Origin of the sequence: Mycobacterium sp. (assembly GCF_032159775.1) — a bacterium.
GTDB lineage: Bacteria > Actinomycetota > Actinomycetes > Mycobacteriales > Mycobacteriaceae > Mycobacterium.
In genome coordinates this window covers 1-20,630 of record NZ_JAVHWK010000201.1, presented here as the reverse complement: position 1 = coordinate 20,630, position 20,630 = coordinate 1, and the positions used below count along the sequence as shown (strand labels likewise).

Sequence of the window (20,630 nt, the reverse complement as noted above, 5' to 3'; positions counted from 1 at the left end):
CGGCAGTACCACCAACGAAAGACACCAGAGATGAAACTGATTCTTACTGCTGAGGTCGACCACCTCGGCGTCGCCGGCGATACCGTCGAGGTCAAGGACGGCTACGGACGCAACTTTCTGCTTCCGCGTGGCCTGGCGATTGCCGCCAGCCAGGGAGCCGAGCGCCAGGCCGACGCTATCCGCCGGGCCCGCGAGATCAAGACCGTTCGGGGCATCGAGCACGCCAACGAGCTGAAGACCGCTCTGGAAGGCCTCGGCACCGTTGAGCTGCCGGCGAGGACCGCGTCCGACAGCGGAAAGCTGTTCGGCTCGATCACCGCCGCCGACGTCGTCGGCGCGATCAAGAAGGCAGGCGGACCCAATCTCGACAAGCGGACTGTGCAACTGCCCAAGGGCCACATCAAGAACCTGGGCACCCACCCCGTCACCGTGCGACTGCATCCCGACGTGGACGCCGCGGTGACAGTCGACGTCGTCGCCCAGTCGTAAACGCATACGTTAATTAAGCGGCGTGGAGGCCTGATCGGCCTTCACGCCGCTGTTGCTGTAATTCTGGCGAACTGTAAATCGGGTTATCCCCCCAGCGAAGCTAACCTGCTGTTAACCTGCGCGGCGCTAAGGGGAAACACAACACGCCCGAGTACGCAACCCGGGCCGACACGCCGATGAATTTGTCATCCACAACTAACTCACACCCGTGTGGTCCGCTTATCTGCGGGGATGTGACCGACGTCGTCGTCCGTCCACAGGTTCTCCCCAAGGGTTCAACACCGCCGAGCGGAGATATCCACACCCCATCCACAAGTTCATGAACAGGCCCCCTTGCGGTCGCTCCAGCAACGTCTAGCGTTGGCCGTCGCAAGGTCGTTCCGGCGCCGGGGAGGTTGTGCCTGTCGGGGGCCCGGCTTACAGTTGCAACGGCGCCATCGAACGTACGTTCGACCTGGAGGGGAGGTGAGGACGCCGTGGCTGTCGTGGACGATCGCGGTCGCGCGGGTTTCAACGACGTCCCACCACCCACTGAAGATTTCGGCCGCCAGCCGCCGCAGGACGAGGCCGCAGAGCAGGCCGTGCTCGGCGGAATGCTGTTGAGCAAGGACGCCATCGCCGACGTCCTCGAGCGGCTGCGGCCCGGCGACTTCTACCGTCCGAACCACCAGAGCGTCTACGACGCCGTCCTCGACCTCTACGGACGTGGCGAGCCTGCCGACGCCGTGACGGTGGCCGCGGAGCTCGACCGGCGGGGTCTGCTGCGCCGGATCGGCGGCGCGCCTTATCTGCACACGCTGATCTCCACCGTTCCCACTGCTGCCAACGCCGGGTACTACGCGACCATCGTCGCGGAGAAGGCGCTGCTGCGTCGCCTTGTGGAGGCGGGCACCCGGGTCGTTCAGTACGGCTATGCCGGCGCGGAAGGCGCCGACGTGGCCGAGGTTGTCGACCGCGCGCAGGCCGAGATCTACGACGTCACAGACGGCAGAACATCGGAAGACTTCGTCGCGCTCGAGGACCTCCTGCAGCCGACGATGGACGAGATCGACGCCATCGCGTCCCAAGGCGGCATCTCACGCGGTGTACCGACGGGCTTCCTGGAACTCGACGAGGTGACCAACGGGCTGCACCCCGGCCAGATGATCGTGATTGCGGCCAGGCCTGGTGTTGGGAAATCGACGCTGGGATTGGATTTTTTGCGGTCCTGCTCGATCAAGAACCGGATGTCCAGCGTCATCTTCTCGCTCGAGATGAGTAAGTCGGAGATCGTCATGCGCCTGTTGTCGGCCGAGGCGAAGATCAAGCTGGCCGACATGCGGTCGGGCCGGATGAGTGATGACGACTGGACGCGGCTGGCCCGGCGGATGAGTGAGATCAGCGAAGCGCCGTTGTTCATCGACGATTCGCCCAACATGATGATGATGGAGATCCGCGCGAAGGCGCGCCGGCTGAAGCAGAAGCACGATCTGAGCCTGATCGTGATCGACTATCTGCAGCTGATGACATCGGGCAAGAAGGTCGAGTCACGACAGCAGGAAGTCTCCGAATTCTCCCGCCAGCTCAAACTTTTGGCGAAGGAGCTTGAGGTTCCGGTGGTCGCGATGAGCCAGCTGAACCGCGGCCCGGAACAGCGGACCGACAAGAAGCCCATGCTGTCGGACCTTCGCGAGTCAGGCGCAATAGAGCAGGATGCGGACATGGTGATCTTGATGCACCGCCCCGACGCGTTTGAACGCGACGATCCTCGGGGCGGCGAGGCCGACCTCATTCTGGCCAAGCATCGCAACGGCCCTACCAAGACGGTTACGGTCGCACATCAACTGCACCTGTCGCGTTTCACGAACATGGCGAAATAGCCGTCTCGACGCTGTCGGTTCCAAACTTGGAGCACCTCGTGAGGTGAATTGGCGGTGCTTCTGTCGTGAGACAGCCGGTCGCTGGGCATTTCTGAATGTGGCACTTGGCGTAGGTCCGCGATGTAGAGCGGCTATCGAATGTCTACTACGTCTCGTAGCATTCGCGTATGCGGGTGGGTGTGATCGGCGGTGGGTTTGGCGGCTTGGCTGCGGCAATCGCCTTCCGCAGCAATGGCCATGAAATTACAGTGTTCGAGAGAGATGCTGGTCCGTCTTCGGCTGGCGGAGCGATTTCGCTTGCACCCAATGCATTGACATGTCTGAAGATCCTGGGTGTCGATGACCAGTTGTCGACGCAGGCATGGTCGGATATGCCTGCCACGATCCGAAGCAGTAGTGGCCGTGTGCTGGTTCGCAGCACGATGGGCCGGTTGACTGGGGGCGCAGAATTCGCGTGCGTACCGCGTGCCCAATTGATTTCGTGGATGACTGCCGCATTGCCCCGAGAATGTATTCGGTACCGGTGCCCGGTCAGCGGGCTAACCGCTGACGGTGTCATCGAAGCTAACGGCGTCCGGCAGCAGTTCGATCTCGTCGTCGCCGCTGATGGGGCCCGTAGCCTCACCCGCACATTGTTGTGGCCACGGGGGCCGCGGCTTCGACAGACCGGGATCTCGGGGTGGGCGTGGATTGTCGATGCCACACTCTCTGAGGGGTTCGGCACCATCTGGGGTGCTGACACCGATTTCGGGATCCTCCCGCTGCACGACGGCCGCACCTATGTGTATGGCGGAACTGCTCGTCGCGGCGCCGAGCTCGGGTCCTTCCGGAACTGGCCGGAGCCCCTTCCGAGCCTCATCGCGGAGGCGTCGCCCGCCACGGTAACGACCCCGGAGATTTTCGAGGCGCGCCCACCGCGACAACTCGTCAACGGCAAAGTGGTGCTTATCGGGGATGCGGCTCACGCTATGCGTCCCACCTTTGGGCAAGGCGCGGCGCTGGCCATGGAGGACGCGCTCACTTTGGCCTACCGAGGCGCCGCTGGGTTGGCGCGGCGGTGGCCGCGCATGCTGGCACTGTATGGCGGGGCGAAAGCAGGTTCCTTCGTAGCCACGCCACGTAGCGCCGCGTTGGAAGCTGTCCGTAACTGGACGCTGCAGGTAACGCCCAACTCTGCGTTCGGGGTGCTGGCGGGATCGGTCAGTCACTGGCGGATGCCTGGGATGGCCGCTGTCACCGCGACCGAAGCGTGACCGTGCGCGCAGCGTCCTATGGTGCCGCGGTTGCCATGGTGTGCGAGGAGCGCACGAGTCTCGCAAACTTTGTTGCTGGCCTTAGTGACCAGCAATGGGAATCGCCAAGTTTGTGCGCGCTGTGGCGGGTTCGCGATGTTGTTGCGCATGTGCTGAGCTATGACGACCTCAGTAAGCCGGGATGGGCCAGCCGGTACTTCATCGATGCCAGGTGCTCCATCGACCGGTTCAACCAGATCGGTGTCGACTTTTACGCCGATGCCTCACATGTCGAGTTGACTGCGCTAATTCGCGAAAGAACGCAACCGCGTGGTTACATGGCTGCGTTTCCTCGAATTGGACTGTTGGATGCCATGATTCACCAGCAAGATATTCGCCGAGCAATTGAGGTGGCGCGCACCATCCCCTATCACCGACTGCGGACCGCACTGTATGCCAGCTTGCGGATGCCACTAACGCGGGGAGCATGGCGCGCTCGGGGATTGCGACTCGTCGCTGAAGACGTCCATTGGTCTTTCGGTGCCGGCGAGGCCGTCGCGGCTCCGGGAGAGGCCCTGCTCATGGCTCTGGCTGGCAGGCCAACCGCCCTTGCGGATCTCCAAGGCCCTGGTGCTGAGATCTTTCGTAGTCGCTTCCATAAGCGCCGGGCGGGCAGGTGAAACGATGCAACGGTGAGATACAGACCGAAAGACTGTAAGGGTAAGGCTGAACGCCAAGAGACTGAGTCTTGCTGAGGGTTAGGAGCGCTCGGCATAGGCCTGAGCCGCGCCCTTGACGTGTGGACACGAAGGTGAGAATTCCGGGTGCGGATTCTGCGGAGGAACGCAATCCTCACCTCAGTTCAGAGGAGCGCGTGCGGACATGAAGTGTGAGAAACACATTATTTGTTGATGTCACAACCGATTTCATATGCTCGCGAACCGATTGCATCTCAGGCGTGAGGAGCGTAGGCGGGCCACGTCGTCGCGGCCCGTCAGTGGCGCGACAGCAAGTGCGCAGGTCGGGGTGCTCGGTAAAATGTTGTCCTGCAGAGTTATTGAGATCCAAACAACGATGGTTCGAACCGCCGACAACGTCATTGTCACAGTGAAGCGGTGCGGTCATACTGCCTCCCGCACATCGTCTTCTAGTAGCTGTGTTACCTACTTTGCGTCTGCAAAAGGTGACAGGGATTTGAGACAACCGCGGATGACACGACGTAAAACACCATGCATCGATGCGCGTCAACGCGTCGCGAGATGACACCCAGATTGAGAACCCGACAGGCGCGGTGACCACTTGCCCACCTCGGGACGGGGCTTCGCCGTTACTCCACAACGGTGTGAAGTTCCCAGGGTGCCATGCCGAGGAGACCAGCAAGGTGCCGTTGCATCTGGACGCCGGACGGCAGCGGGCGCCACCAGATGGTCACCTCAGCGATCTTGCCGTCCGCGTCGAGCAGGATGTAGTCCATCCCGTTGACCACGGTGTCTTCGATCTGTAGCCGGAAGTGCGCAGCGTGGTGCGTCTCGCCGCTGAGGACTTCTGTGTAGGTGAGGTCGGCCGCCACCGTGCCGACCGACCGCATAGCTTCCAGGACCGCCTCGCGGCCGGTGATGGGCTCATCGCCGAGCGGGCCGTACAGCACCACGTCCTCGGCGAGGATTTCGGAAAGTGCGTCTTTGTCTGCGCCGCCGTGCATGCAGTCGACAAAGAATTCCACTGTGTCGCGGTGCGGGGCGAAAGTGGTCATGGTTACGCCTTCTGACTTGTCGTCGCTCACTCAGATCACCGTGGTGCCGCCGTCGACCACCAGCTCCATGCCGTTGACATAGCTCGAGTCGTCTGAGGCGAGGAACAACGCGGCCGAAGCGATCTCCTCAGGGCGGCCCATCTCTCGCCGCGGGATCACGGACTCGAATTGCGCCTTCATCTCCTCGTCCATCACCTCCGCCAACATCGGCGAGGCGACCTGGCCGGGGGTCAGCACGTTCACCCGGATCCTCCTGTCCCTCAACTCGGAGACCCACACCCGTGCGTAGGCGGGCAGTACCGCCTTGCTGGCTGCATACACACTCCAATTGGGGTATCCCCGCAGCGATGCGTTCGAGCCGGTCATGAAGATCGAGCCGCCATCGTTGAACAGCGGCAGCGCCTTCTGAACCGTGAAAAGCGTTCCGCGCGCGTTCAGCGAAAAGGCCGCATCGAACTGCTCCTCGGTGATCTCGCCGAGCCTGCTCTGCTCGCCCGTCCCAGCGCTAGCCCACAGCACGTCGATCGCGCCGTTTTCCCGTTTGACCGTGTCGAACAAGCGGTCCAGATCGCCGAGGTTGGCCGAGTCACCCTGCACAGCGGTCACGTTCCGGCCGATCAGTTCGACGGCCTGATCGAGCGCGTCCTTCCGTCGGCCCGAGATGACGACGTGAGCTCCTTCGTCGACGAACAATTTGGCGCCCGCAAGCGCCATACCGCTTGTCGCGCCGGTGATCACCGCGACCTTGCCATTGAGCTTTCCCACGATTACTCCATTCATTTTGAAGGTGTCAGTATTATGTACACCGATCGGCGTGCTTAAGGTATCGGGCCGCTCGCGGGAATGCAACTATGTACACCGATCGGTACCCAATTGGGCTAGGCTGGTTGTATGACGGAGGTGGAGAAGGGGCCGCGAGGCCTGCGCCGCGGCCGGGGCGCACGGGAGCGCATCCTCGGCGCCTCACGACAACTGTTCCGCGATCAAGGCATCAACAGCACAGGGTTGGAACAGCTCTGCACGGTGGCGCAGGTGTCCAAGCGCACGTTCTACCAGCACTTCTCTGGCAAGGATGAGCTGATCGCCGAACACCTACGCCGATTCGATCCCGACGTATTGCCCGAGGTGTTCGACCGCACCGACCTCACACCCCGCGAACGGCTGCTCGCAGCTTTCGACATTCATGCGCCTCTGTGCCCGTTCATCGCCGCGGCTGTCGAAATCAACGACCCGGGCCACCCGGCACGCGTGCACGCGGGCGACTACAAGAAGGCTTTTGCCGCGCGGCTCACCGAAACCGCGCGCGAGGCCGGCGCCACCAACCCCGAACAGCTCGGCGAACAACTGGCGCTGCTCTTGGATGGCGCTTCGGCCCGCAACCGAGTCCTCGACACTGACACCGTCGCGACCGCTGCCGCCATCGCCGCCGTCCTCGTCGACAACGCCATCCCCGCGGCAGCGGTGCCTTCTGCCGCAGGCGGGAACTAGGGCGCGATTAGATCGACGGGCGAGTGGACATCGTCGATGCCAGTTCGTAGCCTGTCCGAATCATGTTTAGCCGCAAAAAGATGTGTCCCTCCTGCGGAGAATCGTGACATTCCGAATGAGTCGGGTCCGCCACTCTCTTCGGCGAACGGTGGGCGGTTCGGCGGCCGCGGTCCTGGTGCTAGCTGTCTCGATAGCGGGCGACGTCAACGCGGACCCGGCGGCTGACGCGCTTTCGCGGCTCAGCGATTTGTCCCGTCAGGCGCTGCAGACCCGCCAAGCCGTCACCCTCGCACAACGCGACGCCGACGACAGACTGGCCGCCCAGACCGCAGCCGAGAACCGCCATCGTGCCGACTCGTTGACCCTCGACGCCGCGAATTTCCAGCTCGCTCCCCATCAAGCCGCAGCCGACCGGGTGGCGGCGATGATGTACACAAGTGGACACACCGGTGAGTGGGCGGCGTTGCTGAGCGCAGGCTCCCCGCAACAACTGATCGACCGGCTTTCCCTACAGCGAGCGGTCGCCGCTGAGACGGCCGATCAGATGAAGGACTTTCGAGCAGCGCATGATCGCGCCGCCGCCGCAGCCGAGGCGTCACAGAAATCGGCCGCTGAAGCCCGCGATGCGGCCGACCAGTCGGCCGCGGTGCGCGCAGAGTTGCAGGCCAAGTACTCGGAACTGCAGCGTCAGATCGCCGCGGCGGAAGCGCAGTATGCGGCGCTGTCACCGCAGCAGCAGGCAGTGATCGACAGCGCTGTTCCGCCGCCGCCGCCATCGGATGCGCCCGCTCCGGCTGACCCAGCGATCGTCGCGATGCCCGGCCTACCTCCCGAAGGCGCCGATCCCGCTCTCGCGATCGCTCGAGTGGACATCCCGGAGGCGTTGCCCGTTGGCGTCGCGAACGAGGCCGGGTTGCAGGCCAACACCATCCTCGTCGCACGCGCAATCAGCGCGAGATTCCCCCAGATCGGAACGATCGACGGGGTTCGGCCCGACTCAAAGCCATGGCACCCGAACGGCCTGGCGATCGACATCATGATTCCGAATCCCAGCAGTCCGGAGGGCATCGCGCTGGGAGATGAAATTCTCGCCTTCGTGACGAGCAATGCGGGCCGCTTCGGTATGCAGGACGTGATCTGGCGCGGTACCTATTACACGCCCGGCGGTCCGTCCGGATCGGGTTACGGCCACTATGACCATGTGCACGTCACCACGACACCACGCCGCTGACCTGCGAGCTGACCCGAGACAGCGGCAGATGTCAGGGCGCGATCCTCGGCATGGAAAAGCGACGTGCACCTCGAACTGTCGGGCAACGCGTTCCATGGCGGGCATCGTGCTCGTGAGTTGATACGAGGCCGGGTCAATGGGAGCCCTGGTTACGCGCGCGGCCTCATGAAACTGTTCGTAGCCGCGGCCGCACACAGTCGATTTGACGCGTGCGATGAAAAGGCGAGCCTACAAGCAACTTGTCGAATAGGCCCCGACGGACGGTTGAACCAGCCCTATGCTTCGGGGATCTTGGAGCGGCAAACACAAAGCGGCTTGTTCAGTTCCGTCGGGAGGAGCGACAGATGACTTGGCTGACGGAGTCGGATGTGCGCGGCACGCTGACCAGAACGGCACTTGCGGCTGCGATTGCCGGCGCGGCGATGATCGGCGCGACCGTTCCGGCGAATGCACAGGATGATCCGGCCTGCGAGATGTTGGGTTGGCGGCATCCTCTCTGCGCCGGCGGCGCGTTCGACCAACCGCCGGACGATGGCATACCGGGAGACAACGCGGCGATAGGAGGCATACCAGCCCCTGCGATGGTGCCGAACATCGACGGCACCCTGAGCCTCCCCGGCACGCCTGGGGCAACCTAGTCGCAACGTCGCCTACGAGCAGCTGTACGACAGAGGCCCGCTTCGCATCGAGCAGATGGACGCTGCGGGAATCGATTCCAGATCCTGTCTACCTCGACGACCCGGCGTACGAGGATTTGTTCGCATGCGCCGAGTCCATGGGCGTGAATTACGCCGCCGTGCCGACTCGAGACGTGTGCTTAGCCGCGACTGTCAGCACGGCAACCAGCCCGGCCGCCGCCGCGACGTAGAACCAGCCAAGGGGTGCTTGTGACCGCTCGGGCAGCCAAGCCATCAATGCCGTTGCCAGCGTTATCGACACGTAGCAGAACGTACTGATCAGCCCGGTTATCAGTCCGACGTTGCGGGAGAACACACCCATCGCCAGACCCTTGGTCAACGGGTCGAGGACACCGATGCTGATCAACGCAAGCGCAGCCCCACCGGTGATCGCCAACGCGGACAGTCCGACGAACTGCGCGGAAACCAGCATGATCGCGCCGGCCAGCGCCAGCACCGCCGATCCGCCGATGGCCAGCTTCCGCGTGGTGGTCCGCTGAGCCAAAGTGCTGCACGCCGCCGCCCCGAGAAAGTTAGCAGCGCCCACGCCGAGTGCAATGAAACCGTATGTCGCAGAAGGTAATCCAAGCCCGACCTCGTACAGGAAGGGACCCACGACACCGAACACCGTCTGGGCCGCCGCGACCAGGCCGAACATCACCGCGAACGCGACGAATGCCCGGTGACGCAACGCCTCGCCCAGCACCCGTCCCGCAGCGCGCAGGTCGATCGGTGATCGGTTGTACTGCCCCAGGGTTTCCGGCAACACCACGGCAACCAGGACGGCGACGACGGCGGTCAGGACCGCCAGAACCACGAACACGAGCCGCCAGGATCCGAACTGCGATATGAATCCGCCGACTGCCGGCGCGATCACGGGCGCCGACCCCCACGCCGCGCCGAGCAGGCCCAAGACGGAAACGAGTTTGGCGCCGCGGAAGCAGTCCGCCGCAACGGTAGCGGCCAACAACAGGCACGTTCCCGCGCCGAGTCCTTGGAGGAAGCGCAGGCCGATCATCATCGTCAGGTTGTCTGCCAGCGCGCAGCCGATGCTCGTCAGCGTCATGAGGCTCAGCCCGGTCAGCAGCACGCGCTTGCGTCCGATGGCGTCCGCGATCAGTCCGGCAGGCAGCACAACCAGCGCCATGCCAAGGACGTAGGCGGTGACGGTGTTCTGCACCAGGGTGTTGGACGCGGCGAAGTGCTCGGCGATCTTGGGCAGCGCAGGGGTGTAGATGTCGAAGGCGACCTGTTCGAGGGGGGCCACCAGCAACAGGACGCCGATGATCCGCCGCGCGGCGGACGTGCTCCATTCGCGCAGGGCTTGATCTGTCACTTCGCACCGCCGCGAAACGTGCCGCCTTGAAAAGGGCCGCACAGCAATGAGATTGGCATGGGATTCTCCGTAATTCTGGTGTGACTTCAGAAATTACGGAGATCCGGCGCCGGCGTCGCGCTTGTGCGCACTACCCGCGGTAAGTTCGGTAAACGACCTTTTGCGCATTGTGCTCATGCCTTCAGCTCAGCGGAAGCGGACCTCCACGGTCGCCAAGCCGAAGATCTTCCGCCCCGCGGACTTCGCCGCGACAAGCACGACACCGGTGCGCGTTGCCGGGTCCAGCGACTTGACCCGACCGCTGAACTCGATGTCCGCGCCCTCGGCCGCCGACACGATCGCCGGCGCAGACAGCCGCACCGCGTAGCGGGTGACCGCCCCGGGGTCGCCAAGCCATGCGGAGGCGAATCCGGCGCCCAGGCCCATGGTGAGCATTCCGTGGGCGATCACATCGGGTAGGCCGGCCAGCTTGGCGATGCTCTCGTCCCAGTGAATGGGGTTGGCGTCGCCTGCCACGCCGGAATAGTTCACCAGGTCGCCGCGTGACACGCGGGTGTGGCGCACCGGTAGCTCGTCGCCGACGCTCACGTCGTCGAAGGACGGCGTTCCCGGGGTGCGGGTCGAGCCGCCCTCGGCGATCCGAACCTCGCCATCGGGGCGCACCGTCTTGTGATACTCGGATTCACCGATTCCGAAGATGTCCACGTCGTGCATCATCATTTTCTGCACCGCGGTCTTGATCGCCGGGTCGACGTCCTCGGTGGTGAGGCCGACGACGGTGGTGTGCAGGGTGTGCACCCGCTCGCCGGCCGCGTCGGTGAAGGTGTTGGTCACCGTGATCAGGTCTCTGCCGGCGATCCGGCGCACCGACGTCAGCTCGACGTCGATGTGCAATTCATCGCCCGCCACGATCGGTCGGTGTTGTTCGAAGACCTCTTCGGTCTGCATGTAGGTGTCATATCCGACGACCACCTGCTCGAACATTCGGCGGTTGCAGGTCATACCCGGGGTCGACGTGAAGGTCAGCGGCGCCACCAGATCCGAATAGCCCAGCTCGGCGGCCGCGGCGACATCCCAGTGTGCCGGGTGGTAGTCCTGTACTGCGCGGGCGTACTCGCGCAGTTTCTCCCGGCCGACCAGGTAAGTGCCGTCCATCTGGTAGTAGTGGCCGACCCGCGCTGCGAGCGCCGACGTTTCTGCTTCTGCGGTCATGAGTGCTCAACTTTTCTGTCGGCTTGTTCGCCGAGGCCGACCACAGAACACTAGCCAACAGGCGTTGCCGGGCCTTGGAGCGGTTACTCCAGAACGAACACTGGAATCAGGCGGTCGGTCCTGGCCTGGTATTCGGCATAGGGCGGGTAGGCCTGCACGGCCAACTCCCACCAATGCTCACGCTCGGCGCCGTCCACTTCGCGCGCGGTCAGCTCGGCCACCTTGTCGCCATCCTGCACCGTCACCCGCGGATGGGCCACCACGTTGTGATACCAGGATGGGTGCGCAGGGTCGCCGCCCTTCGAGGCCACCATGGCGTAGCGGCCGTTCTCCTCAACGCGCATCAGCGGCACATAGCGCTTCTTGCCGGATTTTGCGCCCGTCGTGGTGAACAGGACGATGGGTCGGTCGAGTACCTCGACGCCGTCGGTGGTGCCCTGCTTCAGGATTCGTTCGGTCTGCGCGCGGACCCAGTCGGTCGGGCTCAGTTCGGCATGCTCGGTCATGTTTGGCCGCAACGCCGACCGGCCGGGCTGTATTCCGTTCTGGGGCTCTCGGCGCCGCGATCGACACTCTCGACGCTCAGAAGGCGTAGCGGACGCGACAGGTCGGTAGCTTCTCGCCGATCAGATCGGTCAGCTCCTGCACCCAGCGGCCCTTCCACGGACTCTTGTACCGGACATTCCACTGCCCGCTCTGGCTGCGCTTTGTCTGCTGCAGGTCAGGCCGCCACAGTAGGTCCTCGCCCTTGGGGTGCCAGCCGAGGTTCACCTCGTGCAGCCCTTCGTTGTGGGTCAGGAAGATGATCTCGGCCGCCAGCTGCGCCTTGGTGCGTGCATTGGTGCTGTCGGCGAGCAGCTCCAGCAGCTCGCCCCAGTCGGCCAGCCAGTTCTCATGGACGATGACCGGGCTGAAGTTGAGGTGGACTTCGTAGCCGGCGTCGACGAAATCGTCTAGTGCGGCGATGCGGTCACTGACCTTCGATGTCCGGACGTCGACGAGCTTCGACGTCTCCACAGGCATCAAGCTGAAACGCACACGGGTCCCGCCACGCGGGTCGTAGTCGAGCAGATCGCGGTTGACGAGCTTTGTAGCGAAGCTGGCCTTGGCATTGGGCGTTCGCGCGAACAGCTCGACGAGGTCGCGAACGTTGTCCGACACCATCGCGTCGACCGAGCAGTCGCTGTTCTCGCCGATGTCGTACACCCAGTCGACGGGATCGCACTGATCGGGCACGGGCTTGATGCCCTGTCTGGCGGCGTGCCGCTCGAGATAGCCGACGATCTTCTCGATGTTGGCGAAGACGGTGATCGGGTTGGCGTAACCCTTGCGCCGCGGGACATAGCAATACGAACAGGCCATGGCGCAGCCGTTGGCGGTCGAGGGCGCGATCCAGTCGCTCGACCGCTCGTTGCGACGCGCGGACAAGCTCTTCTTCTCGCCGAGAACGAGTACCTCGCTCTTGTTGCGAACCCAATCCGCGACGTTGCCCGCATTACCGTAGAGACCCGGAATCGCCTGATGCGAGAAGACCTCGATGCGCTCGGCGGAAGGAAATCTTTCGAGTACCTGACGTGCACGCGGGAAACGGTCGATGTCGGGTTCGTGATAGATGCGCTTGACGTCGAGGAGCCGGTCAGTCAGGTCGGCGGGCGTCCGGCGGACTGAACTCGGGTGGTTAGCTGACACGCCAATTCCAACGAAGGGAGAGGAGGACGGGTTCCATCCGCGATCGCTTCCCTCTTACTCGACCACCGGGAACAACGAGTCGCCGTCTTCAGGCACACGGTCGATCTGCGCTCGGTGCACGCCGGAGACCGGCGGCGCCACATCAGAACCCGGGTAGGCGCCGTCGTCGACGTCTTCTGCATCGCGGGGATTCACATCGGTCGCGGTGACGTCGGGCTCCTCTTCGGCCAGCCGCTGGTCGAGCGACTCACCCTCGGCTTGCTCGTCAGCCGTCATGCCGAACTTGGTCACTCCCGACCAGCCTTCGGGCGGATCCACCACCTCATCGCCATCGTGGTTCTTGAGGTCGTCGGAGTCGGTGCTCTCCATCGGGCTCAGCAGGTCGTCGCCGCCGCCCATGTCGTTGGCGGAAGTATCTACGTCGTCGGTACTCATCCAGGAGCACTAGCCGTCCTGCACGGTCTCAAACAAGCCGAAAGTGTGGACCGCGAGAGTGCGGCGTTTGTCCCCTCCCAGAGCGGGCACCCGTCAGCACGACCGGATGTGTTGTCGCAAATCAGGGGCGGAGGATCATGCAGGCTGAACGTTTCCGATCATTGCTCGATGCGAAGGGGCCGTACGCCTCGGTGTACTTCGACGACTCGCACGACACCGAGGATGCGGCTGCTCAGCGAGAACTGAAGTGGCGGGCGGCGCGCGGTGAACTGGAACGGCTGGATGCCGCATCGGACGTCGTCGACATCCTGGAGCGCAGCATCATGGGCGCCGCACCCCCCGTCGGGCGCAGCGGACGGGGCCTCATCGCGGGGGTGGATGGGGTTCTGCTCGAGGAGCATCTGATCCGGCCGCTGGAAGCCCCGGTAGTCCGCTACTCATCGCTGCCGTACGTGGTCCCGATCGTCGAGCACGGCGTCTGGCATCCGACGTACGTCGTCGTTACCGTCGACCACGCCGGTGGCGATGTCGAACTGCACCGCGGAGGCAAGGTGTTGTCGGACACCGTCGACGGTGGCGGCAATCCGGTTCACACGGCCAGCAGCGCCGAGACGCCCGGTTATGGCGACCCCCAGCGGCGAAGCATGGAAGCCGGCCGTAAGAACCTTCGAGCGGTGGCCGAGCGGCTCGTCCACATGGTCGACAGCGTGGCACCGGAAATCGTGTTCGTGGTGGGAGAGGTGCACTCACGTGCGGACTTTCGGTCGACACTGGACGAGCGAGTGGCTCAACGGGTGGTCGAGCTGGATGTCGGTGCACGGGGTAGTGGGTTTGCCGAAGCGGATCTTCAGAATGCGATCGAACAGGAACTCTTGAAGCGCCGGCTGACGGCCATGGAGCATGTCGCGCAACAGTTCTCGCAGGCGATCGGGCAGGGGTCTGGTCTCGCCACCGAGGGCGCCGACGGTGTGTGCGCGGCGCTGAGGGCGGGCGCGGTCGAAACGCTCATCATCGGCGACGTCGGTGAGCTGACCGTGGTCGCCGGCGACGACCTGCTCACCGTCGCGCCGAATGCGAACGTCCTGTCAGAACTGGGCAGCGCGGCCAATCAAACTCTGCGGGCCGATGAGGCGTTGCCGACCGTCGCCATCATGACCGACGCAGCACTCATCCGCATAGACGAACGGCTCGCGCCGAAGGACGGCATCGCCGCTGTGCTGCGCTTCGCGCTGCCCTGACCTGGCCTACCGGCCGGCGTTGCGGGCCAGTTCGATGGCGAACGAGTTCACGAAGCGCCCGGCGCCCGGTTCGCCGCTGCCGCACGAGCCGTCGGACTCGCCGGGACGTTTGACCCACAGGAAGGCATCGACGTTCCCGTTGCCGGTATCCGTCGTCGGCACGGCACCAAGCGCCCGCCCGCTCGGGTTGCACCAGTACATGTCGCCGTCCGCCGGACCTGCGCCGTTGCGCGACGTGTCGACGACATAATGGGCACCGTTGGTCAGACCGGAAATCGCGTCGCCGTAACCGATTTCCTCTTCGGTTGTGAAAAAGTTCGCGGTATTGAGGCTGAAGCCGCGCGCCTTGCCGACGCCGACGTCGTTCAGCCTGCCCGCCATGTCCTCGGCGCTTACCCAGCGCGAGTGCCCGGCGTCGACGTACAACGCCGTAGCTGGGTTGGCTGTCAGCGTGTCGACGGCGTAACGCATCAAGTCGAAGCGTTCCTGGCGCTGGTCACCCGACAGGCAGTCGGCCATGGCCAGGGCGTCGGGTTCGAGGATGACCGTCGCCGGCCCGCCGCCGATGGCCGCTGCGACGCCGTTGATCCAGCCCTTGTAGGCGTCGGCCGAGCCGAATCCGCCTGCGGCGAAGCTCCCGCAGTCACGATGGGGGATGCCGTAAAGCGCGAGCACCGGCATGGTGCCCGCGGCCTGTGCGTCGGCGATGTACTTCGCGTCCACGGACGGAGTCGAGAGATTGTCCATCCAGTATGCGGTCGGCGTGCCTGCGATGGTGTCCAACTCGGGACTCCCGGCTCCCGCGGCTGCCGCTCGCGCCTTCGACGACGGGTCGACATAGAAGGGCATTCCCGCCAGCGGGTTCCCGTCGCTGGCCAGACGCACGGCCGAGGCGGGCGCGTCGTCGACCGCGACGACAGAAGAGCCGATGCCTGCGACGGCCGCCACCGCCAGGAAGGGGGAGATCCAACGCGCGACTGCGCCGACAACTGAGGACGTCACGCCAGAAACATAGATGCCGCGACGCAATGAGCGCCAATCGTCGGCGACGGACGGTGGCCCCGACGATCAGTCGTTGTCCGCGTCGGGCAGTCCCTCCGGCGGCGGCGTCGCGTAGGCGGGATTCGCCGGGGGCACTTGGTGTGACTGCGAATCGTCTTCGTTGCCTTCATCATTCGATTCGGGTGACGTCATCGGTGGTCCTCCTGAGTGAGAGCATGCGGCGCGACCCTGCGGTTTATGTGTGGGCTGGAGTGTTGGCGAACTGATCGGTGATGGCTTGGCAGAACGCGGGCAGGTCGGCGGGCGAGCGGCTGGTGATGAGGTTGCCGTCTACGCAGACCTGCTGGTCGACAACGGTGGCACCCGCGTTGCGCAGGTCGGTGCGCACGCTCGGATATGACGTCAGAGTGCGGTCCCTGACCACGTCGGCTTCCACCAATGTCCACGGTCCGTGACAGATCGCGGCAACCGGTTTGCCTGATCTGACGAAGTCGCGCACGAACGACACTGCGGACTCGTCGAGCCGCAACTTGTCGGGGTTGATAGTGCCGCCGGGCAGCACGAGCCCGTCGTAATCGTCGACGTTCGCTTCACCGACCGCCCGGTCCACCGGGATAGTTCCCGCGGGTTCAAGATCGTGGGAGCGCGCGTCGATCTCACCCGACTTCAGCGAAAGCACCTCGACGCGTCCACCTGCGCCTTCCACGGCTGCGCGCGGTTCTTCGAGTTCTACCTTCTCCACTCCGTCCGCGGCAAGAATGGCGATCGTGCGGTTCTGCAGTTCGTTGGGCATCGCGGATCCTTTCGTTGACTGCAGCCGGACTACCCCGAACGGCGGCTGCAAATCATCCGGATGGCGCAGAGCCAGTGGGCCGCAGGCGCCTGATGCAAGACAGGGTCTCAGGGGTGCCGGCTCCGATACCTCTCCATCTTGTGCCGCGCGCCGCACACGTTCATCAAGCACCAAGTGCCGCTGCGGCTGCGACTCGTGTCGTAGAACACCCAGCCGCAGCCAGGATTGATACAAGCCTTCAGGCGCTGCAGCTGATCGGACGGTGCCGCCGCGAGCGCAGTCATCACATCGTCGATCACTCGGCGAGTACCGCGAGAATCGCTTGGCGACAGCAGCCTTGGTCGGCCAGCGCTGTCGACGTCGACGCTCAACCGGGTACCGGCACCTGCTGAACGCAAGACACGCAAGGCCACGCGTTTCGGCGCCTCTCCAGTTGCATGAGAGGACAACAGGTCGCGCATTGCCTCCCTGAGGTCGCGGAGCTGAGCCACGGCTGCGCGATCGCAGTCCTCGCCGACTTCCGTGTTGATGGCTGCAAGCCACATGCGCGCCGTCGACTCGTCACTGAGCAAGTCGTAGCCCCCGAGGAGGTTCCGGGAGTTGAGGAACTGCTGAATGTCGCGCAGCGGCGTGGGCGCCGGTTTGAGCTCCAAAGACTTGCGGACGAGCCGATCGATGTCCAAACGATCGTCATCCCTATCGGCGGGCTTCATCAGCCTTCAGTATCAACCGCGATGATGTTACCGTCAAATAGATGATGACGGTAACAGCGACGAAGACGACGAAAAGTCTGCCGATCGGGGCGGCGGGGTGCGCGGCCGTCGCCATAGGTTTCGGCTTCGCCAGGTACGGATTCGGTCTCTTCGCCTCGGTTTTCCGCGCCGAGTTCGGGATGACGACATCAGCCATCGGCGCCGTCGGCAGCGCCGCGTCCGTGATCTACCTGATCTCGTTGCTCAGCTGTGGAGCGCTCACGGCGCGTTGGGGTCCGCGGCTGCCGGTGCTGATCGCCAACATGTCCGCGGTGACCGGGCTCGCCGTGATCGCCTGCGCCACGACGGCGCCGATGCTGACCGCCGGCGTGCTGATCGCGGCGGCCAGTTCGGGGTTGGTGTGGGGGCCGTTCGCCGATGCGGTCGGCGCGTGTGTCGCGCCAGAACGCCAGGACCGAACGCTCGCGATCATCAGTAGCGGCACGACCTTCGGTCTCGTCGTTGCCGGTGCGCTTGCCTTCGTTGTCGCCGACCGGCCCGGTCAACTCTGGCGAGTGGTCTGGTGCGTCTTTACGACGCTCGCCGTCGTCGTCACGGTGCTCGCCTATGTCGCAATGCCTGACGCGGGCACGACGACCAACGTCCGGCCACGGCGAGGACGGTTCCGTCCGACACCCGCTTCGATACCGATATGCCTGCTCAGCGCGCTGTATGGAGGTGCGGGAGCCGTTTTCTTCACCTTCGCCGTGGATCTTGTTCACAGCGAAGGCCTCAGCCCATCGTGGAGCGCACTGCTGTGGTTGATGGTCGGTCTCGGCGGCGTCAGCGGCGTCATTACCGGGTCACTGGTGAATCGGTTCGGAATGAGACGATCCTTGACTGCAGCCACGGCGCTGATGGCTGCCTCCATCGTCGTGCTGGCTGCCTGGCCGTCCATTGCGGGCCTGACGGCGCTCGCCGCATTGGGTTTCGGGTGCGCGTACATGCCGTTTGCGGCGATGCTGGCGATCTGGAACCAGCGGCTTCACCCGCTGCACCCCACCAGCGGGCTCGTTCTGACGTTGTGCAGTCTCGGCGCAGGCTCGGTCATCGGGCCCGCTTCTCTTGCAGTGCTTGCCGACGCGATCGGCTTGCGTGGCGCCTACCTTCTTGCTGCCGTGTTACTGGTGGTCTGTGGACTGCCCCTGTGTCGGCAGGCGAAGTGAGGCATTCTCCATCGGTAACGTCGTCGATGGAACCAGGCCGTAGATAGATCGAGGTCCGATGACAGAAACCCCGGCAGAGGTAGTCGAAGCCGCCGGCCCACCGCGGCGACGGCGGCACTGGCGGCGACTGGCCGTCGTGCTGGTCGTCATGCTGCTGCTGTTCGGTGTGCCGTGGTGGACGCTGCTCGCGACGGGTGCCGCCTGGCCGACCCCGGTCTTCGTCACCGGCACGCTGTTGTTCGCGGTGGCCTTCGTCGCAATGCCCGCCCTGATGGTGCTGGGTCATGGCCGTCGGCATCTCGACTGGGCCGCGGCTGGCGGAGACACGTTGCTCGGCGCGGCCTGGGTGCTGTTCGTGTGGTCGGTGCTCGGCCAGCTGGCGGGGTTCGGCCTGCTGATCGCGGGCGTCGACGATCCGGTGCGTTCACGGGTGGTCGCAGCGTCGGTGACGGCCGTGGCGGCGGTGCTCCTGGTGTGGGGGTACGCCGAAGCGAGGCGGGTTCCGCGGGTCAGGAACGTCGACGTCGCCATCGATCGACTCGGGAGCGGACTGGACGGTTTGCGTGTCGCGGTAATCACCGACACGCACTACGGGCCCATCGATCGGGCCGGGTGGTCGGCAGCGGTGGTCGCCCGGGTGAACGAGCTCGGCGCCGATGTCGTCTGCCACGTCGGCGACATCGCGGACGGAACGGTCGACGTACGGGAGGCGCAGGCGCGGCCCCTGGCTTCGGTGAACGCGACGTCGGCCTGCGTATATGTCACCGGTAACCACGAGTACTTCAGCGAAGCTCAGGGCTGGTTGGACTACATGGAGAGCATCGGCTGGTCGGCGCTGCACAACCGGCACCTGATCGTCGAGAGGCGCGGTGACCGGCTCGTCGTCGCCGGAGTGGACGACGCGACGGCGAAGGGTTCGGGTCTGGCCGGCCACGGGGCGAACCTCGAGGCCGCCCTCGCAGAAGCCGACCGCGACCTGCCGGTCCTTCTGCTTGCGCATCAACCCAAGCAGGTCGCGAACGCGGTGCGGGAGGGGGTCGACCTGCAAATCTCGGGTCACACCCACGGCGGCCAGATCTGGCCGTTCAACTTCCTGGTTCGGCTGGACCAACCAGTGGTGCACGGCCTCAGTCGACACGGCGATCGGACGCAGCTGTACACGAGCCGCGGAACCGGGTTCTGGGGGCCGCCCTTCCGGGTGTTCGCGCCCAGCGAGATCACGCTGCTCACCCTCCGTTCCGGCTGAGCCGGTGAAGTTACCCGCCGGTAGAGTGTTGACCGGGGAACGGAGGGCATCGTGATCGAACACAAGTCGATCGACATCCACGGCGAACGGCTGGCCTACTACGACGAAGGACACGGCGAGGCCATCCTGCTGGTCCACGGCATGGCGGGCAGTTCTGCGACGTGGCGGGAGATCATGCCTCGGCTCGCCAAGGACTACCGGGTGATCGCACCCGACCTACTGGGGCATGGACAGTCCGCGAAGCCGAGAACCGATTATTCGCTCGGGGCATTCGCGGTCGGGTTGCGTGACCTGCTCGACGAACTCGGCGTGGACTCGGCGACCGTCGTCGGTCATTCGCTCGGCGGTGGCATCGCGATGCAGTTCCTCTACCAGCATCCCGACTACTGTCGGCGACTCATTCTGATCAGCAGCGGCGGGTTGGGGCAGGACGTCGGCTGGATACTGCGTTTACTCTCCGCGCCGGGCGCCGAGCTACTGATGCCGCTGATCGCGCCGAAATTCGTTCTGCGCGTCGGTGATTCGGTCAAGTCGTGGCTGTCCTCGATGGGCCTGCGCTCGCCGCGCGGTGCGGAGATATGGAGCTCGTACTCGTCGTTCTCCGATGCCTCGACCCGAGACTCCTTCCTGCGCACCCTCCGCTCGGTCGTCGACTACCGCGGCCAGTCGGTCAGCGCCCTGAACCGGTTGCAGCTCAAGGCTGATCTGCCCACGCTGGCCATCTGGGGCGAAGACGACACCATCATTCCGGTCGATCACGCGTATGCCGCGCTGCAGGCGCGGCCAGACTGTCGCCTCGAGGTGCTGCCGGACGTGGGCCACTTCGCCCAGGTCGAAGCCCCCACCCAGGTGGTCGACCTCATCGACGACTTCATCAAGACGACCAGCGCGCGGATTTCGCAGGACACTTGACTCCCCACGCCGTCATCTCCGGCGCAGGCATCGGCGGGCCCGCACTCGCTCATCAGCTCGCATCGCGCGGCTGGAAAACGACCGTCATCGAACGTTTCCCCCAACGCCGCAACGAGGGCC

General features: G+C 64.7%; 22 protein-coding genes. 11 read left to right on the top strand and 11 right to left on the bottom strand.

The features are described from left to right. The first annotated feature begins 30 nt into the window (after window positions 1–30). The 4 genes from rplI (at window position 31) to QOJ24_RS25450 (ending at window position 4,260) form a co-directional block, all read left to right on the top strand. Window positions 31–489, top strand: coding sequence for a 50S ribosomal protein L9 (gene rplI / locus QOJ24_RS25465; protein ID WP_526266206.1), 459 nt, complete (start codon window positions 31–33; stop codon window positions 487–489). Between the two features lie 476 nt (window positions 490–965). Then, entirely contained in the window at window positions 966–2,348 is a 1,383-nt protein-coding gene (gene dnaB, locus QOJ24_RS25460; protein WP_526266204.1) for a replicative DNA helicase, read from the top strand. Between the two features lie 167 nt (window positions 2,349–2,515). Then, the gene (locus QOJ24_RS25455; RefSeq protein ID WP_526266203.1) at window positions 2,516–3,601 is read left to right on the top strand and encodes an FAD-dependent oxidoreductase; all 1,086 of its coding nucleotides are present in this window, start codon (window positions 2,516–2,518) and stop codon (window positions 3,599–3,601) included. Beyond that, window positions 3,598–4,260 carry a maleylpyruvate isomerase family mycothiol-dependent enzyme gene (locus QOJ24_RS25450; protein WP_526266202.1) on the top strand — a complete coding sequence of 221 codons (663 nt, stop codon included), beginning with the start codon at window positions 3,598–3,600 and terminating at the stop codon, window positions 4,258–4,260. The genes QOJ24_RS25455 and QOJ24_RS25450 overlap by 4 nt, the downstream gene beginning before the upstream one ends. 647 nt (window positions 4,261–4,907) lie before the next feature. Here the strand turns inward: QOJ24_RS25450 and QOJ24_RS25445 are convergent. Together QOJ24_RS25445 and QOJ24_RS25440 are read right to left on the bottom strand one after the other, a co-directional pair. After that, a complete protein-coding gene (locus QOJ24_RS25445; protein WP_526266200.1) occupies window positions 4,908–5,333 on the bottom strand; it encodes a nuclear transport factor 2 family protein in 426 nt (141 codons plus the stop codon). A 30-nt stretch (window positions 5,334–5,363) separates the two neighbouring features. After that, window positions 5,364–6,098 (bottom strand): SDR family NAD(P)-dependent oxidoreductase, encoded by a 735-nt coding sequence (locus QOJ24_RS25440; RefSeq protein ID WP_526266198.1) that lies wholly within the window; start codon window positions 6,096–6,098, stop codon window positions 5,364–5,366. A 126-nt stretch (window positions 6,099–6,224) separates the two neighbouring features. On the opposite strand from QOJ24_RS25440, the gene QOJ24_RS25435 reads away from it, so the two are divergent. The 3 genes from QOJ24_RS25435 to QOJ24_RS25425 all read left to right on the top strand — a co-directional run bounded on the left by QOJ24_RS25435 (window position 6,225) and on the right by QOJ24_RS25425 (window position 8,690). Continuing rightward, the gene (locus tag QOJ24_RS25435) at window positions 6,225–6,821 is read left to right on the top strand and encodes a TetR/AcrR family transcriptional regulator (RefSeq protein WP_526266197.1); all 597 of its coding nucleotides are present in this window, start codon (window positions 6,225–6,227) and stop codon (window positions 6,819–6,821) included. 115 nt (window positions 6,822–6,936) lie between these two features. Then, window positions 6,937–8,052: a coiled-coil domain-containing protein gene (locus QOJ24_RS25430; RefSeq protein ID WP_526266196.1), complete on the top strand. Its 1,116-nt coding sequence runs from the start codon at window positions 6,937–6,939 to the stop codon at window positions 8,050–8,052. A 344-nt stretch (window positions 8,053–8,396) separates the two neighbouring features. Continuing rightward, window positions 8,397–8,690, top strand: coding sequence for a hypothetical protein (locus QOJ24_RS25425; protein ID WP_526266194.1), 294 nt, complete (start codon window positions 8,397–8,399; stop codon window positions 8,688–8,690). Between the two features lie 148 nt (window positions 8,691–8,838). Here the strand turns inward: QOJ24_RS25425 and QOJ24_RS25420 are convergent, their stop codons facing one another. The 5 genes from QOJ24_RS25420 to QOJ24_RS25400 form a co-directional block, all read right to left on the bottom strand. Continuing rightward, window positions 8,839–10,065 carry an MFS transporter gene (locus QOJ24_RS25420; protein WP_526266192.1) on the bottom strand — a complete coding sequence of 409 codons (1,227 nt, stop codon included), beginning with the start codon at window positions 10,063–10,065 and terminating at the stop codon, window positions 8,839–8,841. A gap of 186 nt (window positions 10,066–10,251) precedes the next feature. After that, complete coding sequence (locus QOJ24_RS25415; RefSeq protein ID WP_526266190.1) at window positions 10,252–11,277, bottom strand: fused (3R)-hydroxyacyl-ACP dehydratase subunits HadA/HadB; 1,026 nt, start codon at window positions 11,275–11,277, stop codon at window positions 10,252–10,254. Between the two features lie 83 nt (window positions 11,278–11,360). Further along, window positions 11,361–11,783, bottom strand: a complete 423-nt coding sequence (locus QOJ24_RS25410) for a nitroreductase family deazaflavin-dependent oxidoreductase (RefSeq protein ID WP_526266189.1) — start codon at window positions 11,781–11,783, stop codon at window positions 11,361–11,363. 76 nt (window positions 11,784–11,859) lie between these two features. Continuing rightward, complete coding sequence (locus QOJ24_RS25405; RefSeq protein WP_526266187.1) at window positions 11,860–12,966, bottom strand: spore photoproduct lyase family protein; 1,107 nt, start codon at window positions 12,964–12,966, stop codon at window positions 11,860–11,862. A gap of 54 nt (window positions 12,967–13,020) precedes the next feature. Next, entirely contained in the window at window positions 13,021–13,401 is a 381-nt protein-coding gene (locus QOJ24_RS25400) for a hypothetical protein (RefSeq protein WP_526266185.1), read from the bottom strand. 137 nt (window positions 13,402–13,538) lie between these two features. Between QOJ24_RS25400 and QOJ24_RS25395 the strand changes: the two genes are divergently transcribed. Continuing rightward, window positions 13,539–14,639 (top strand): Rv2629 family ribosome hibernation factor, encoded by a 1,101-nt coding sequence (locus QOJ24_RS25395; protein ID WP_526266184.1) that lies wholly within the window; start codon window positions 13,539–13,541, stop codon window positions 14,637–14,639. Window positions 14,640–14,645: 6 nt separating this feature from the next. Here the strand turns inward: QOJ24_RS25395 and QOJ24_RS25390 are convergent, their stop codons facing one another. The 4 genes from QOJ24_RS25390 to QOJ24_RS25375 form a co-directional block, all read right to left on the bottom strand. Next, complete coding sequence (locus QOJ24_RS25390) at window positions 14,646–15,641, bottom strand: glycoside hydrolase family 6 protein (RefSeq protein WP_526266182.1); 996 nt, start codon at window positions 15,639–15,641, stop codon at window positions 14,646–14,648. A gap of 66 nt (window positions 15,642–15,707) precedes the next feature. Then, on the bottom strand, window positions 15,708–15,833 hold the full coding sequence (locus QOJ24_RS25385) for a hypothetical protein (RefSeq protein ID WP_526266181.1): 126 nt from the start codon (window positions 15,831–15,833) through the stop codon (window positions 15,708–15,710). 43 nt (window positions 15,834–15,876) lie between these two features. Further along, window positions 15,877–16,434: a type 1 glutamine amidotransferase domain-containing protein gene (locus QOJ24_RS25380; RefSeq protein ID WP_526266179.1), complete on the bottom strand. Its 558-nt coding sequence runs from the start codon at window positions 16,432–16,434 to the stop codon at window positions 15,877–15,879. Between the two features lie 107 nt (window positions 16,435–16,541). Then, a complete protein-coding gene (locus tag QOJ24_RS25375) occupies window positions 16,542–17,147 on the bottom strand; it encodes a CGNR zinc finger domain-containing protein (protein WP_526266177.1) in 606 nt (201 codons plus the stop codon). Window positions 17,148–17,188: 41 nt separating this feature from the next. Here QOJ24_RS25375 and QOJ24_RS25370 point away from each other — a divergent pair, with 41 nt between their 5' ends. From QOJ24_RS25370 to QOJ24_RS25360, 3 genes are read left to right on the top strand one after another with little or no spacing between them, the layout of a single operon-like run. Then, window positions 17,189–18,352, top strand: a complete 1,164-nt coding sequence (locus QOJ24_RS25370; protein WP_526266175.1) for an MFS transporter — start codon at window positions 17,189–17,191, stop codon at window positions 18,350–18,352. Window positions 18,353–18,410: 58 nt separating this feature from the next. After that, window positions 18,411–19,598 (top strand): metallophosphoesterase, encoded by a 1,188-nt coding sequence (locus tag QOJ24_RS25365; RefSeq protein WP_526266174.1) that lies wholly within the window; start codon window positions 18,411–18,413, stop codon window positions 19,596–19,598. A gap of 51 nt (window positions 19,599–19,649) precedes the next feature. Then, window positions 19,650–20,510, top strand: a complete 861-nt coding sequence (locus tag QOJ24_RS25360) for an alpha/beta fold hydrolase (RefSeq protein WP_526266172.1) — start codon at window positions 19,650–19,652, stop codon at window positions 20,508–20,510. Window positions 20,511–20,630: the final 120 nt, after the last annotated feature.